The following is a 14,992-nucleotide window of genomic DNA, read 5'->3' as shown; positions in this document are numbered from 1 at the left end:
TGTTAATCCAAACATTTATAGTTTAGGATTTTAAATAACTACTAGTTTTAGGGAGGAATTACTGCATGTCCAATTACATTAAGACGGGCAATCTCCAGGTTGCTGATATCCTTTACCGTTTTATCAATGACGAAGCATTACCGGGAACCAATCTTGAAGCTGCTGCATTTTGGTCCAATTTCGAAAAAATTATCGAAGAACTGGCACCAAAAAATCGGGAATTACTTGCCAAGCGGGATGTAATCCAAGACAAAATTAATAAATGGCACAAGGAAAACAAAGATTTTGATGCCGTAAGTTACAAACAATTTTTAAATGAAATTGGCTACATAGAGCCGGAAGTGGAAGATTTTCAGGTCACAACAGAAAACGTTGATGAAGAAGTGGCACTTAAAGCAGGCCCTCAGCTAGTAGTGCCGGTGGATAATGCCAGATACGCCCTTAATGCGGCAAATGCCCGTTGGGGAAGCCTTTATGATGCGCTGTACGGAACAGATGCAATTAGCGAAGACGGTGGAGCAACACGTGAAGGAAATTATAATCCTGTTCGTGGTGAAAAGGTTATTACATTCGCAAGAGAATTCCTTGACCAAGCGGTTCCTTTGAATGGAGGAAGCCACAAAAATGCTGTTCTATATGCAGTTGAATCAGGGAAATTGGCTGTAACTTTAAGCAATGGAACTACTGTTGGACTTCAAGATGAAGCTAAATTTGCGGGCTATCAAGGAAACTCTGTTGCGCCATACGCAATCCTATTGAAAAATAATGGCCTTTATTTTGAAATTCAAGTGGACCGCAGCCATCCGGTCGGTAAAACTGATAAAGCAGGACTCAAAGATATCCTGTTAGAATCCGCTTTAACCACCATAATGGATTGTGAGGATTCTGTAGCAGCGGTTGATGCAGAAGACAAGGTTAACGTTTACCGAAACTGGCTTGGATTGATGAAAGGTGATTTAACGGCAAGTTTCCAAAAGGGTGATAAGACACTCACTCGCAAATTAAACCCTGACAGAGAATATACTTCGCCAGATGGAAAAATCATCTCACTTAAGGGTCGTTCCCTAATGTTTGTAAGGAACGTGGGCCACTTAATGACCAACAATGCAATCTTGGATAAGGACGGCAATGAAGTGCCTGAAGGCATCATGGATGCAGTAGTGACAAGTTTGCTTGCCAAGCATACATTGCTAGGGAACGGAACTTATCAAAATTCCAGCAAAGGTTCCATTTATATTGTAAAGCCGAAGATGCATGGATCGGCAGAGGTAGCATTCGCAAATGAACTTTTTGACCGTGTAGAAGAAATTCTCGGCCTTAAAAAGAATACCTTAAAAATTGGTGTAATGGACGAAGAGCGCCGCACATCCTTAAACTTAAAGAATTGTATCCATGAAGTAAAAGATAGGATTGTCTTCATTAATACGGGCTTCCTTGACAGAACAGGTGACGAAATGCATACATCGATGGAAGTCGGTCCGATGATTCGCAAAAATGATATGAAGTCATCGCTCTGGCTGCAAAGCTATGAAAAGTCAAATGTCTATAATGGCCTAGCTACAGGACTGCAAGGCCGCGCGCAAATCGGTAAAGGAATGTGGGCAATGCCAGATTTAATGGCAGAAATGCTGAAGCAAAAAATCGGCCATCCGAAAGCAGGAGCCAATACGGCATGGGTTCCGTCGCCAACAGCTGCCACCCTGCATGTGCTGCATTACCACCAAGTAGACGTTACAAGTGTTCAGGAACAATTAAAAAATGAGATTAAAGATTTACGAGACGATATTTTAGAAATTCCTGTATCGCCGAGCCGTAATTGGACTGCTGAAGAAATCCAGCAGGAGCTCGACAACAACGCTCAAGGCATCCTCGGATATGTTGTCCGCTGGATTGACCAAGGGGTTGGCTGCTCCAAGGTTCTGGATATTAACAATATAGGTTTAATGGAAGACCGTGCGACGTTAAGGATTTCCAGTCAGCATATTGCCAACTGGCTTCATCATGGAATCTGTAATAAAGCGCAAGTATTAGAGACACTTAAGCGGATGGCAAAAGTGGTTGATGCCCAAAACGCTGGTGATACCAACTACCGTCCGATGTCGCCTGACTATGAGGTCTCAGTTGCTTTCCAGGCCGCGTGTGATCTCGTTTTCGAAGGATACGACCAGCCAAACGGCTATACAGAACCAATCCTTCACCGCCGCCGCTTGGAATTAAAAGCAAAATTATCCATTAAAAATTAATCAGCGGGTGATATTACCTGTTTGAAAAAAGCTGCCCAGCGGGGCAGCTTTTTTCGTTGAAATCACAGGTTATTGGCCTTGTTGATTTCGCAATGATTGTTCAGCGTAAGCAACGAGACGTTTGGTCATTTCGCCGCCGACTGAACCATTCGCTCGTGCGGTCGTATCAGCACCAAGCTGCACTCCAAACTCGTTGGCGATTTCTTCCTTCATTTGATCCAGAACATTGCCTGCACCAGGAACCAATAGTTTGTTTCTAGCCATGATACATCACTCCCGACGAAGTTTTTGAGCAATAAAAGAATGCTCGTAAATAATATTACCTAAGTCGAAGTATTCAATTCGTCGTAAAATATTCCAATCAAACGACAAAATAAATTAATTTTCGACTGTTGACAATATTCAGAAAAATAAGTATTCTATATATGAAATGAAAGTTCTTATATGAAATCGGTTTTCTTATTTGAACTTCTTTTTTACATGTAAACACTTTTTGCAATCAAAGAATCTATCAGTTGAATGTGAGGTGAACTTATGAGAACAGATGATGTTGAGCATAAGTACTCTGCTCCAGCCGTTGTTTATGCTTTTGATATTTTAACATTTTTGGGAAAACCAAAAAACAAAAAGTCTACGTTAACGGAAATAAGCAATGGTACCGGCCTAAATCGATCTACTTGCTATAGGATTCTTCAAACTTTAGTCACCTTGAAAATACTCCTCTATAATGAAGAAACGAAAAAATTTTCCTTGGGTCCCTATTTAATCGTCTTAGGCAACCGTGCCTCTGAGTTAATTGATTACATGGCAATTGCGAAGGATTATATGGAGAAAATTAGTGAACTGACAGAATCAACCTGCGGTTTGATCCAAAGGATTGGCGATGAATGGGTATACATAGAAAAAAACAACCCAAAATCTCCATTTAGCCTCTCTATCAATGTAGGGCAGCGTTTTCCTCTTAACGCCGGTGCATCCGGAAAGCTATTTCTATCCTACATGCCTGAAAATGAAAGAAATGAGATTCTCGACCGAATCGGTTTAAAAAAATATACCGACAATACAACATCCGAAAGGGAAAAATACATCGGCGAACTGTCCACCATCCGAAATCAAGGGTATGCAGTTAGTATTAATGAACATTTTGAAGGCATCACAGGACTGTCTTTTCCCATCGAAAATAAACTGGGAGAGCTTGAATTTGTAATAACCGTTTTTATTATCAGTAATTTTAAAAAAGTGGAAAACTTTGATCAGCTTGCACATGAAATCAATAAAATCATTAAGGATTTGTCTTCTTTTTTCTAATATAAATGCTTCATAAAAATTTTTCCTGAGCTAAATTTACAAAAAGAGGTGAAAGCTTATGAACAAAATCGAAATAATAAATTTGACCAAGGTGTTCGGAGAAAAGCCACAAAAGGCAATAGAAATGCTTAAAAACGGGGAACAAAAGGATGAAATTTTAAATAAAACAGGAATGACCGTCGGGGTAAATCAGGTTTCCTTGTCGGTAAAACCAGGTGAAATTTTCGTCATAATGGGTCTTTCGGGAAGCGGCAAATCTACTTTAATAAGATTGATTAATAGGTTAATTGAACCTACTGCCGGAGAGGTTTTTATCGATGGACAGGATATCACCAAGATGGATAAGACAGCTTTGATTGAAATGAGACGAAAAAAGCTAGGGATGGTCTTTCAAAAATTTGGTCTGCTTCCACACCGTTCTGTGTTGAATAACGTCGCCTATGGGTTGGAAATCCAAGGGGTAAAAAAGCCGGAACGAGAAGTTAGAGCGATGAAAATTATTGAGGACGTTGGACTGAAGGGCTATGAAAAAAGCATGCCAAACCAGTTAAGTGGCGGCATGCAGCAGCGTGTCGGTTTAGCCCGGGCTTTGACCAGTGATACTGACATTTTATTAATGGATGAAGCCTTTAGTGCGCTAGACCCGATTATCCGTAAAGAAATGCAGGATGAACTGTTAAGGCTGCAAAGCAAGATTGGAAAAACCGTTTTATTTATCACTCATGACTTAGATGAAGCCCTAAAGCTCGGCGACAGGATCGCCATCATGAAGGATGGAGTGATCGTTCAAATCGGAACACCTGAAGAAATTTTGGCCAATCCTGCTGACAGCTATGTAGCCAACTTCGTCCAAGACATCGACCGTTCTAAAGTTTTAGTAGCTTCCCATGTGATGAAAATACCGGAGGCCGTCATGTTTTATCATGAAGGATCTCAAGAAGCGGTTAGAAGAATGGAGGAAGCCGGATCACCGATTATTTATGTTGTTGATAGGGAAAAGAATTATCTTGGTTTATTAACAATTGATGATGCCATTAAGGCGTTTAATGAAAATCTCCCATTGGAAAGAGTTTTAATTGAAAGCGCTCTATCAGATCCTGATACTCCATTAAATGACCTAATTGGTATTGCCGCTAATGCAAAATACCCTATTACCGTCGTAGAGAATGGGAAGTTATTGGGGATTATCTCACGTGTTTCTATTCTTTCAGGATTGGTGCTTGGGAAAAACAACGAACGGGTGGTGGTCTCAGCATGAACTATTTCAAATTACCTTTAGAGGAGTGGACCAACACATTTATTAATGACTGGTTTCTTCCAAATATGAGCGGTTTTTTTGATGGGATAAGCAATTTATTCCAATCCTTTATTGATATGATTACGGAGATTTTAATTGCTGTTCCACCCGAAATTATCGCGATTATTCTCATTATTTTGGCGTGGAGAATTTCCGGAAAAGGACTGGCGCTGTTCACCTTGGTAGGCTGTCTTTATATGGGTTCTGTCGGAATGTGGGAAGCGGCGATGCAAACAGTTGGGATTATGATAGTTTCCACAATTGTTTCTGTTTTTATCGGAGTTCCACTGGGAATTCTTAGTGCAACCAGCAGGACTGTCGATAAAGTTATTCGTCCAATACTAGATTTCATGCAAACCCTGCCTATTTTCGTTTATTTGATTCCATCTATTCTTTTGTTCGGACTTGGTGGTGTACCGGCAGTTATTGCTACATTCGTGTTTGCCGCACCGCCAGCAGTAAGAATGACTAGCTTAGGGATTAAACAAGTACCAGCTGAAGTGGTGGAAGCGTCGAAAGCTTTTGGGTCGACTACAACTCAATTATTGTTTAAGGTTCAGCTTCCACTGGCAATGCCAGCGATTATGGCTGGTGTCAACCAGACCATCATGTTGTCATTATCAATGGCGGTCGTTTCTTCTATGATTGGTGCCCCAGGGCTAGGTTCTTCCGTATTGCGGGGAATTGCAACTGTGAACGTAGGACTTGGATTGACAGCGGGACTAGCAATTGTTGTTTTGGCGATTATTCTTGATCGTATTACACAAAGTTTAGGTCAAAAAACCAAAATTTAAGGAGGAGAAATGATGAAAAAAGGATTATTAGGGTTAATCATCGCGATGGTTCTGCTTTCTGTAGTTGGCTGTTCATCTTCAAGTACATCTGGAGAAGGAAAAAAACAAGATGCAAAAGAAGGCAAAAAATCAGTAACAATAACATTTGGAGTTACACCGTGGAGCAGCACAGTACCGCCAACCAAAATAGCTAGTCTTATTTTAAAAGATATGGGATATACAATAAAAGAAATGAATGCGGATGCCGGAAGTGTTTATACAGGTCTTTCACGTGGAGATATTGATGTATTTATGGATTCCTGGATTCCGGCACATACACCGTACCTTGAAAAATATAAAGATTCTATCGAAGATACAGCTATTAGTTATAAGGACGCTGCAACAGGTTGGGTTGTCCCGAAATATATGACAGATATTAATTCTATCGCAGATTTGAAGGGGAAAGAAAGCGAAGTCAAAAACGAAATGTATTCAATTGAGGTAGGGACTAGTGCTTCAAAAACAATTGATGAAATGATTAAAGCTTATGGGTTAGATATTAAGCAGGTAAACTCATCTGAAGCAGCCATGCTCGCTGAGGCCATGCGGAAAATGGCAAAAAAAGAACCAGTTATCTTTTTCGGATGGCGGCCACACACAATGTTTAACAAGTTTGACCTAAAAGTCTTAAAGGACGATAAGAACTTTTTATCTGTTTCTGACATTCACGTCATTACCAATAAAAAGCTGAAAGAAACTGCCCCAGATGCCTATAAATTTTTAAGCAATTGGAGTATTCCTATTGATGATGTAGAAGAGATGATTGCCAAAATTGAAAACAAGGAAGACGCTGAGAAGGTTGCCCAAGAGTGGATTAAGAACAATCCAGATAAAGTAAAAGAAATGACCGGAAAATAAGACATGAATTCTTTCTGTGCTGACTTGTTATGGGTCAGCACAGAGTTATTTTTACTGCCTAAAGCATTTACAATAAATAAATATGGGCAAGGAGAGAGGGATTTGGAAATGAATCAAATTTTGGTGGAGAAAAATGTTCCTTGTACGTTAAGAGACGGAACTGTTCTATATGCTGATATCTATCGACCAAATAAAGAAGGTAAATTCCCTGTACTACTAACAAGGCACCCATACAACAAAGATTTGCCATTTTACTCCCATCGTTATTTGGATACGAACCGCTTGGTCCAAAACGGTTATGTTGTCATTAACCAAGATGTAAGGGGAAGGTATAATTCTGAAGGAAACTTCTACCCGATGATCCATGAAGCGGAAGATGGCTACGATACTGTTGAATGGGCTGCGAAATTACCTTTTTCAAATGGTAAGGTAGGAATGTTCGGATTATCCTATTATGGATTCACACAATTATTGGCAGCATCTGAACAGCCGCCGCATTTACAAGCTATCGCTCCAGTAATGACCTTAAGCAATCGTCGTGACACTACATTTACGGAAAGCGGAGCCTTTCTGCTTGCTTCCTCAGAAACATGGGGGCTTGAGTCACTGGCGCCGGATGAAATCAAACGAAAATATAAAAAACCTGCTCTAATTGCGGAAAAGATGAAGCAATTAGCGCACTTCTATAACAATATTAACGAATGGTACCGATTCAAACCGGTAAAGGACTGGCCGCCACTAAAAGAGCTTGGAGTAGCCTCAGCCTTCTATGATTCCTTCGATGAAACAGTAAGGGAAGAGCTCGGCGAAAGAATGAGTATATCTCATAAATATCATCAGTTTACGGTACCTGCGTATCATATTGCCGGCTGGTATGATAATCTCCTTCCGTCGACGATTCAAAACTATCTTGGAATGTCTGAAAAAGCAGCAACATCTGAAGCTAGAGACAATCAGAAATTAATGATTGGTGCCTGGGGACATGGAGTTTATACATCGACCCTTGGTGAACGGTCTTTCGGCCTTCATGCTGCAGGTGACTGGATTGATTACAAGGAAGATCTGACGGGATTACATCTGCGCTGGTTTGATTATTGGTTAAAAGGAATAGACACAGGGATTGTGAATGAGGCTCCGATAAAGATCTTTGTCATGGGCATTAATGAGTGGCGTGATGAATATGAATGGCCATTAGCCCGGACTAATTATAAGCCTTTCTATTTACATAGCGAAGGGAAGGCCAATACGAGGTTTGGTGATGGAGAGTTATCTTGGGAAAAGCCTGGGAACGAACCGAATGATCAATTCATTTATGACCCTGAAAATCCAGTTCCAACTAAAGGTGGGGGAACATTATTTGCTGGGGCTCATACGTACGGCCCTCAGGACCAACGCAGAGTTGAAGAACGGGAGGATGTCCTTGTTTATACATCACAGCCTTTAGAACAGCCATTGGAAGTGACAGGTCCAATCAAGGCAAAGCTGTGGGTCCAAACAGATGCGGTTTCTACAGACTTCACAGCAAAGTTGATAGATGTCATGCCAGATGGTACAGCCTATAATCTCACTGATGGAATTGTTCGTTTGTCAAATCAACACTCAGGAAATACCGTCGAAATCGAAATTGATATGTGGGCTACCAGTAATGTGTTCCTGCCTGGTCATTGTATTAGGCTGGAGGTGTCCTCTAGCAATTTCCCGCGCTATGATGCAAATTTAAACACAGGAAAAACAATGATTGATAGTCTTGAAAGTAAATGTGCTCGGCAAACCATTTTCCATCAGGAGGAATATGCATCCTATCTGTTGCTGCCGGTAATTGAGAAAGAAAAATAAATATAATAACAGTCATTTGACTGCGCAGGCTGATTTTTCTTCACATTAGTCATTTTATCTGAGGTGCTCCGTGTGTTAGAAATCTTTTTAATCTTATTATTGCAGCTTATTTATGTACCGTTACTTACACTTCGAATCATATTCTTAGTTAGAAATCTCACCGCCCTTGCAGCCATCTTAGGGATGGCGGAAATGCTCGTTTATGTATTTGGATTAGCTTTAGTGTTTAATGGAAGTCAGAGTATATTAGCGATGGTTGTTTATGCAGTTGGGTTTGGTATAGGGATCATTTACGGGACAAAAATAGAACAGAAATTGGCAGTAGGTTATATTATTTTTACAGTCAACACTCAAACAAAAAACAAAGAACTTATAGAAACGCTCAGAAACAATGGGTTTGGAGTTACCTTGTTTGTTGGGGAAGGACGTGATGGGGACCGTTATAAAATGGAAATTTTCACGAAACGGAATCGAGAAAAGGAATTAATCTCGATGATTGAAAAATTTGAACCGAACGCTTTTATTGTATCCTATGAACCGAGGTTTTTTAAGGGAGGATATTTATTGGATCGAAGAAAAAATCAAAAAAAGAAAACCGGCTAGCTGCAAATAGCAGCTGGTCTTTTTTATTTAAACGGGTCAGTCCCCGGTGCTTTAGTAAAAAGCGAGAGGGGCTGACCCGTTTTACCCACTTATTTTTGGCTTACTAATTCCTTATTTGAAGGTACACTAGCTTCGGCCAAATAATCATGAACTACCTCTGTGCGTGGGAGAGATAGGTCAGTAAGAATATGGGAAGCTGAGACGATTTCTAGCACAGGAAAGTCTGCCAACGGTGCAAGAGCATGAGCAAATAGCTGCAGGCGGGCAGGGGAAGTCCATGCGCCTTTGATTGTAATGTCCTTAATCTGTCCTCGCACCAACTCACAAATACGAGGCTTTCCATTCTGTCCCCGAATAAGCTTTAGCATATAGTACGGCTTACAAATTTCTTCACGAGCCGCTTCTAAATCGATTTGCTGATGCTTATAACCCATCGTCGCGGTTGCTACTCTTAATGTACCGTAGTCCAAAGTACCTACAAGTGTGTCGGAATCTATGTATAAACTTGGTTTGCCCAGTTTCTTTGGATACGCTCCAACTTCACGGCCTGCAGCAATGGCTGGATGATTATCCACATACATGCAGTGTACATAATCGCCTTTTTCACCATTGTAATTAACTTGAATGACTTGACCACACTCAGTGTAAGAGCCAAGACCGGTCACATCCGGCATCCGGATGACCTCAAACTTCACAAGCGGCTCATCGATTTCAAGCGGTTCTGGTACTACCTTTCTTAAAGCCTCGATGTCAGTACGATAGACAATGTTTAAGTATTCGCGATTATTAAATCGATATGGCCCGCGTGGAAAAGCTGGTGCATCTAGCGGTGTGGAGATTTGTTTTGCAACTTCTTCTAACTTCATTTCAAACATCCTTTCAATAGTTTAATAGTTATGTAAAATATTTAAATAATAAAACCCTTTTGAAAATTAAAATCGAATAACAATACAGTTATTATTGTACATGCAATAATAGCTTTGTCAACGAAATAAGCAGATTACTCAAAATTTTTAGATTTTTGTCGAAAAAGCACGAAAATATTGTTATGACAATGTTTTGTGAAGGTTGTATTATAATATTGACACTCTTCAACGTTAAATTGGTTTGAAAAGTTGGGAAAAATTATTATTCTATAAAAGATAAAAAAATTATTCAAATATTAATTGACAGAAAATTACCTCTTGTCTTATTATTTAACATGATAACATACCAACCGGTTAGTATGAAAGTGAAAACAGTAAATTCATAAGGAGAATGCAGGATGAACGATACGATTGAACAGATTCAAACGAAGGTGAAATTCTTAACAGCAGACGAGGCAATCGGGGAAATTCCCGAAGGTTCCAGTATTATGGTAGGGGGATTCGGTTTCCCTGGTATGCCGCGTCATCTTTCGAGGGCGCTAGTTAGACGGGAAGAGCTCCGTGATCTTACCCTAATCACAAATAGTCTTGGAAGTGTATCCATTCTGAATGATTTGTTTGAGCAAAATCGCATCAAAAAAGTAGTAGGGAGTTTCTTTTCCACAAATAAGGAACTTGTGAAAGCGAATCGTGAGGGAAGTGTTGAAATCGAGTTATTGCCGCAAGGGACATTTACAGAAGCGATTCGTCTAGGCGGAGCAGGGATTCCAGCATTTTTCACCCCAACAGCTGCGGGAACAGATCTGGCCCGTGGGAAAGAAACACGTACATATAACGGACGCGAGCATGTCCTTGAACAATCACTGACTGCTGATGTGGCAATTATCCGTGCCCATAAGGCTGATAAAGCGGGTAATCTTGTCTATAAAAAGACAGCGCAAAACTTTAACCCAGCCATGGCAACTGCAGCCAAATTAACGATTGTGGAAGTAGACGAAATTGTGGAAATTGGTGAGTTGGATCCGGATAAGATTGTTACACCATTTATCTTTGTTGATATTGTTGTAAAAAGGGAGGAAGTGTAAGATGAGCTACTCTGTTAAGCATTATATAGCATGGCGTTGTGCACAGGAATTATCTTTAGGTTGTGTAAATCTTGGAATTGGAATCCCAACCCTGGTGGCAGATTATTTGCCAAAGGGAGTTGTTACCCTGCATTCTGAAAACGGCATCTTGGGTGCCGGACCAGAACCCGGACCTGACTTTGTTGTTGATCCGGAAAATATGGATTTGGTGAATGCTTCAGGTGTTCAGCCAATCACAGCACTGCCGCATGCTTCCTATTTTGATAGTTCATTATCATTTTGTATCATGCGCGGCGGCCATCTTGATGCTACTGTTATTGGAGCCCTGCAGGTTTCCGAAACAGGAGATATTGCAAGTTGGGCAGTACCAGGAAAAGATGTTCTTGGTGTAGGAGGTGCAATGGACCTCGTTGTTGGAGCAAAACGAGTCATTGCCGCGATGACGCACCTATCACCTAAAGGAGAACCGAAAATCCTTCCGGAGTGTACCTATCCTTTAACTGCAAAAAATCGCGTCGACACTATCGTTACGGAGTATGCTGTATTTAAATTCCGTGAAGGGAAGCTTTATCTGGTAGAAATGGTGGATGAACTTACTTTCGAACAATTGAAGGAAATGACACCTGCTTCTTACGAAATTGCAGATGACTTCAAATGGGTAAAGAGAGATTCTATAACAGAAGAGCAACTTGTATTAAAATAGAATTTGGTATCTGAAACGATACAATATCAATAAAATAGGAAACCTCAAAGGTTCCCCAGATTGCCGAGAAAGGGTATTTTTCTCGGCAATTTTACATTTTGTTTAATTCATTAATGATTGTCCCTGCTAACTGGCCTGTTGATATTTCCGCTCCAGTCACCTTCTTTTCCTCGAGGAGGTACATGTTGTAAAAGGGGATGAAGTGTCCGAATATGTTCCTCCTTTCGGACAAAATCGCTTGAAAAAGTGAAGGAAGTGTCCGAACCCGTGCTATCTTCGGACAAAATCGCTTGAAAAAGTGAAGGAAGTGTCCGAACCCGTGCTACCTTCGGACAAAATCGCTTAAAAAAGTGAAGGAAGTGTCCGAACCCGTACAATCTTCGGACAGAGGCACTTGAAAAAGAGGAGGAAGTGTCCGAACCTGTACAACCTTCAGACAACAAAATTGCTTGAAAAAAGGGGAGGTGTCCGAAAACCCCGGTTATACGGACTTTTATCCAAACAAGTAAATAAAAGGCTATCGAAGTTTTTTCGACAGCCTGAGAACCCTTTGTATTCGTTTTTTAATTTCGCCTACCGCTGCCCAGAATGTAATGACTGGGATGGGTAAACCGGTTATTTCGCATAAAAGTTTTCGGTATAGTAAGGGTGCGACTCGTTATTAAATGCGACACCTACACCAAGATATCGATATCCTTCACGCAAAATATTTTCCCGATGGCCGAGCGAGTTCATCAGTCCTTCATGGGCAAAAATACTGCTAAACTGTCCATAGGCAAGATTTTCACCAGCCAAGTGAAAAATAATATTGTCTTCTTTCATTCGATCAAACGGGGATTGTCCTTTAAGATTGGTATGGTCAAAATAGTTATTAACAGCCATATCCGAGCTGTGCTTTCGCGCTGTTTCTCTCACGTGCTCATCCCATGTCAGGACAGGAAGCTGATGATTCACTCGAGCAGCATTGGTTAAATCAAACATCTGGTACTCAAAGCCCTCTTTTAATTCAGGACTTGCTTTCGTGTAGAAATCATTTTTCTCATCCTCAATGTCTTTTCTGATTATCTGCATCGCAGTAACCGTATTGCCCTCGTGTTTATCATAAAAAATAGTCACATACGCATTATCCTGCAAATATACATCAAAATCCCTGTCTTCCTCAAACTGGTAGACATACCGTCCTTTTTGAATTTGCTTTAGAGGATTACCCAGGATTGTATGAACCTCGTCCTTTGAGCTTCCGCGCTTTATCCCATTTGCAGAAGAGATTAAATCCTGGTCCGTATATACTCCTGAAGCTTTATTGTTTCCATCGTACATCACCATTAAAAAATTATGGTAATTAGTGTGGTAGGCGTACCAATTGCGCCCATACTCATTAAGGGAAGATCGTTTGGCTGCTCCTACATTCATTTCAATTTGTTCTTTAGTCTGGCCTAATTCAATATTTGATATAGAAAAGAGTTGTTTGTCAGGTGTTTGCAGCTCAATTTTTTCAATCGGTTCTTCTTTTTTTGGTGTCTTTGGAAGTTCTTCCAAGTTTACGTTTAACTGTTTCAGCAGCTGTTCAACTTGGGCAAATATTTGACCAATCGCTGACATGATTTCCGGAATATTTACCTCTGATTGGATCTTATCAATTGCTTGCACCTTATCGGTCTGGTCTAATTTTTGTTCAATTAGAGGGGCTGAATAATTAAATAAAAATAATAATGAAATAATAGCTAATATTCGAGTCAAATTTTTCCACCTCCATAACTAATTTCATTCTCGCCAATCCTACTGTTATCTATAAGTGTCTCTATGGGTTTAGTTACTATTTTAACAGAAAATGTTGCAAATTCGCTTATTCTTAATTTTTTGATGCCTTCATATCATAAAATTAAAAAGGTTGGACAAGGTGATTACTATTTTTGAGAAATTTTTTGCTACGATGGTTGGAAGTCTGCTGCTTGGTATCGGGGTTAACGGGTTCTTTATTCCTAACCATTTAATCGATGGCGGGATTTTGGGAATCGCTCTCATTATTTATTATTTTTTTAAATTCCAAACTGGGTTATCAATGATTGTATTAAGTCTCCCAATATGTATATTGGCATTGCTAAAAGAAAAGGCATATTTTTTAAGCAGCATTCAAGGGCTGCTTGTCTCATCATTATTTATTGATTTGCTTGCACCGCTTCGAGACGAATTTTCCGTTTCAAGTTTGACCGGTGCGCTGGTCGGAGGAATCATCATTGGAATCGGCGTGGGGCTTATGCTCCGTCATAAAACCAGTACAGGGGGTACGGATTTACTTGCCAAACTTATATCGAGACGCTTTTCGATCAATCTGGCACTAACCATTATTTGCATAGATGGACTGATTGTTTTGGCAGGATTCACGGTACTGGATGTTCATCACTTTCTTTATTCATGTTTGGCTATTGTAACTGTAGGGATTATCACATCCTTAATTGAAGGTTATTAACGTTGTGCTAATTGACTAATGTAAAAATAAAGAATCATTTCTATTAATGGTATATTTTAATAATGCTGAATCAAAAAAGGCTAAAAGCGAGAACTTAATAAAAATTAGCATTAATAAAAAGGAGAAAATATCATGAACGAGATGAAAGAAACACCGCATATCAAACCGAATGGGGCGGAAATTGCGGAAACCATCCTTTTACCTGGTGACCCCTTACGGGCAAAATTTATTGCGGAGACGTATCTGGAAAATGCACAGCAATTTAATTCCGTTCGGAATATGTTCGGATATACCGGAACGTATAAAGGGAAGAAAATTTCCGTCATGGGGACAGGAATGGGAATGCCAAGCATGAGCCTCTATTCCTGGGAACTGATACATATTTTTGGGGTAAAAAATTTAATAAGGATTGGAACCTGCGGAGCGATTCAGGATCATATGAATTTGTATGATCTTGTACTGGCGATGGGCGCATCAACAGACTCTCGTTATGTTCACCAATACAATTTACCCGGTGAATTTGCCAATATTGCATCTTTTGAATTATTGGACAAAGCAAAGAAAGCGGCCGATCAAAAAGGGCTCCCAGTGCATGTTGGAAATATTCTGACCAGTGATATCTTCTACAATGCTGACCCTACCGCACTGGAAAAGTGGCAGAAGATGGGGATTCTATCAGTGGAGATGGAGACGGCCGGACTTTATCTGAACGCGGCCTATGCAGGGGTAAATGCCCTGACGATCCTAACTGTAAGCGACCATATCCTTCGCCGTGAACAAACAACCCCAGAAGAAAGACAAACCGCCTTTACAAACATGATGGAGGTTGCGCTGGAGTTGGCATAAAGAGATGGATACATGAAAGGTGTCGGTACGAGGACCTGACACCT

The 14,992-nt window shown here is 40.3% G+C and carries 14 protein-coding genes; 11 read left to right on the top strand and 3 right to left on the bottom strand.

Annotation, left to right across the window (positions count from 1 at the left end):
• Positions 1–65: 65 nt before the first annotated feature.
• A complete protein-coding gene (locus ACFPA1_RS06785; protein WP_378581808.1) occupies positions 66–2,243 on the top strand; it encodes a malate synthase G in 2,178 nt (725 codons plus the stop codon).
• Between the two features lie 69 nt (positions 2,244–2,312).
• Here the strand turns inward: ACFPA1_RS06785 and ACFPA1_RS06780 are convergent, their stop codons facing one another.
• On the bottom strand, positions 2,313–2,507 hold the full coding sequence (locus tag ACFPA1_RS06780; RefSeq protein ID WP_026576247.1) for an alpha/beta-type small acid-soluble spore protein: 195 nt from the start codon (positions 2,505–2,507) through the stop codon (positions 2,313–2,315).
• Positions 2,508–2,777: 270 nt separating this feature from the next.
• Here ACFPA1_RS06780 and ACFPA1_RS06775 point away from each other — a divergent pair, with 270 nt between their 5' ends.
• From ACFPA1_RS06775 to ACFPA1_RS06750, 6 genes are all read left to right on the top strand, one after another.
• Complete coding sequence (locus tag ACFPA1_RS06775) at positions 2,778–3,551, top strand: IclR family transcriptional regulator (RefSeq protein WP_378581807.1); 774 nt, start codon at positions 2,778–2,780, stop codon at positions 3,549–3,551.
• 58 nt (positions 3,552–3,609) lie between these two features.
• Positions 3,610–4,809 (top strand): quaternary amine ABC transporter ATP-binding protein, encoded by a 1,200-nt coding sequence (locus ACFPA1_RS06770; protein WP_213139945.1) that lies wholly within the window; start codon positions 3,610–3,612, stop codon positions 4,807–4,809.
• Positions 4,806–5,642 carry an ABC transporter permease gene (locus ACFPA1_RS06765; RefSeq protein ID WP_213139946.1) on the top strand — a complete coding sequence of 279 codons (837 nt, stop codon included), beginning with the start codon at positions 4,806–4,808 and terminating at the stop codon, positions 5,640–5,642. The genes ACFPA1_RS06770 and ACFPA1_RS06765 overlap by 4 nt, the downstream gene beginning before the upstream one ends.
• A gap of 9 nt (positions 5,643–5,651) precedes the next feature.
• Positions 5,652–6,539, top strand: a complete 888-nt coding sequence (locus ACFPA1_RS06760; protein ID WP_378581806.1) for a glycine betaine ABC transporter substrate-binding protein — start codon at positions 5,652–5,654, stop codon at positions 6,537–6,539.
• 108 nt (positions 6,540–6,647) lie between these two features.
• Positions 6,648–8,375 (top strand): CocE/NonD family hydrolase, encoded by a 1,728-nt coding sequence (locus ACFPA1_RS06755; protein ID WP_378581805.1) that lies wholly within the window; start codon positions 6,648–6,650, stop codon positions 8,373–8,375.
• A 72-nt stretch (positions 8,376–8,447) separates the two neighbouring features.
• Positions 8,448–8,978 (top strand): DUF2179 domain-containing protein, encoded by a 531-nt coding sequence (locus ACFPA1_RS06750; RefSeq protein ID WP_378581804.1) that lies wholly within the window; start codon positions 8,448–8,450, stop codon positions 8,976–8,978.
• An 89-nt stretch (positions 8,979–9,067) separates the two neighbouring features.
• Here the strand turns inward: ACFPA1_RS06750 and ACFPA1_RS06745 are convergent, their stop codons facing one another.
• The gene (locus ACFPA1_RS06745) at positions 9,068–9,844 is read right to left on the bottom strand and encodes an acetoacetate decarboxylase (protein ID WP_378581803.1); all 777 of its coding nucleotides are present in this window, start codon (positions 9,842–9,844) and stop codon (positions 9,068–9,070) included.
• A gap of 398 nt (positions 9,845–10,242) precedes the next feature.
• Here ACFPA1_RS06745 and ACFPA1_RS06740 point away from each other — a divergent pair, with 398 nt between their 5' ends.
• Both ACFPA1_RS06740 and ACFPA1_RS06735 read left to right on the top strand, forming a co-directional pair.
• Positions 10,243–10,929 carry a CoA transferase subunit A gene (locus ACFPA1_RS06740; RefSeq protein WP_213139948.1) on the top strand — a complete coding sequence of 229 codons (687 nt, stop codon included), beginning with the start codon at positions 10,243–10,245 and terminating at the stop codon, positions 10,927–10,929.
• A 1-nt stretch (position 10,930) separates the two neighbouring features.
• Complete coding sequence (locus ACFPA1_RS06735; protein ID WP_213139949.1) at positions 10,931–11,632, top strand: 3-oxoacid CoA-transferase subunit B; 702 nt, start codon at positions 10,931–10,933, stop codon at positions 11,630–11,632.
• 615 nt (positions 11,633–12,247) lie between these two features.
• Here ACFPA1_RS06735 and ACFPA1_RS06730 read toward each other — a convergent pair.
• Positions 12,248–13,372: a CAP-associated domain-containing protein gene (locus ACFPA1_RS06730; RefSeq protein WP_378581802.1), complete on the bottom strand. Its 1,125-nt coding sequence runs from the start codon at positions 13,370–13,372 to the stop codon at positions 12,248–12,250.
• Between the two features lie 160 nt (positions 13,373–13,532).
• Between ACFPA1_RS06730 and ACFPA1_RS06725 the strand changes: the two genes are divergently transcribed.
• Together ACFPA1_RS06725 and deoD are read left to right on the top strand one after the other, a co-directional pair.
• The gene (locus ACFPA1_RS06725; protein WP_338088260.1) at positions 13,533–14,102 is read left to right on the top strand and encodes a YitT family protein; all 570 of its coding nucleotides are present in this window, start codon (positions 13,533–13,535) and stop codon (positions 14,100–14,102) included.
• Positions 14,103–14,234: 132 nt separating this feature from the next.
• Positions 14,235–14,948: a purine-nucleoside phosphorylase gene (gene deoD, locus ACFPA1_RS06720; RefSeq protein WP_378581801.1), complete on the top strand. Its 714-nt coding sequence runs from the start codon at positions 14,235–14,237 to the stop codon at positions 14,946–14,948.
• Positions 14,949–14,992: the final 44 nt, after the last annotated feature.

Origin of the sequence: Neobacillus sp. GCM10023253, from assembly GCF_042653105.1 — a bacterium.
GTDB lineage: Bacteria > Bacillota > Bacilli > Bacillales > Cytobacillaceae > Neobacillus > Neobacillus citreus.
Note: the sequence above shows the minus strand (reverse complement) of the source record. Positions and strands in the feature narration are given on the sequence as shown.

Excerpts from the sequence above, each read along its gene's own strand:
- ACFPA1_RS06785 (WP_378581808.1), top strand. The coding sequence starts at position 66 with ATGTCCAATTACATTAAGACGGGCAATCTCCAGGTTGCTGATATCCTT.
- ACFPA1_RS06765 (WP_213139946.1), top strand. The coding sequence starts at position 4,806 with ATGAACTATTTCAAATTACCTTTAGAGGAGTGGACCAACACATTTATT.
- ACFPA1_RS06745 (WP_378581803.1), bottom strand. The coding sequence starts at position 9,844 with ATGAAGTTAGAAGAAGTTGCAAAACAAATCTCCACACCGCTAGATGCA.
- ACFPA1_RS06770 (WP_213139945.1), top strand. The coding sequence starts at position 3,610 with ATGAACAAAATCGAAATAATAAATTTGACCAAGGTGTTCGGAGAAAAG.
- ACFPA1_RS06735 (WP_213139949.1), top strand. The coding sequence starts at position 10,931 with ATGAGCTACTCTGTTAAGCATTATATAGCATGGCGTTGTGCACAGGAA.
- deoD (WP_378581801.1), top strand. The coding sequence starts at position 14,235 with ATGAACGAGATGAAAGAAACACCGCATATCAAACCGAATGGGGCGGAA.
- ACFPA1_RS06780 (WP_026576247.1), bottom strand. The coding sequence starts at position 2,507 with ATGGCTAGAAACAAACTATTGGTTCCTGGTGCAGGCAATGTTCTGGAT.
- ACFPA1_RS06775 (WP_378581807.1), top strand. The coding sequence starts at position 2,778 with ATGAGAACAGATGATGTTGAGCATAAGTACTCTGCTCCAGCCGTTGTT.
- ACFPA1_RS06755 (WP_378581805.1), top strand. The coding sequence starts at position 6,648 with ATGAATCAAATTTTGGTGGAGAAAAATGTTCCTTGTACGTTAAGAGAC.
- ACFPA1_RS06760 (WP_378581806.1), top strand. The coding sequence starts at position 5,652 with ATGATGAAAAAAGGATTATTAGGGTTAATCATCGCGATGGTTCTGCTT.
- ACFPA1_RS06740 (WP_213139948.1), top strand. The coding sequence starts at position 10,243 with ATGAACGATACGATTGAACAGATTCAAACGAAGGTGAAATTCTTAACA.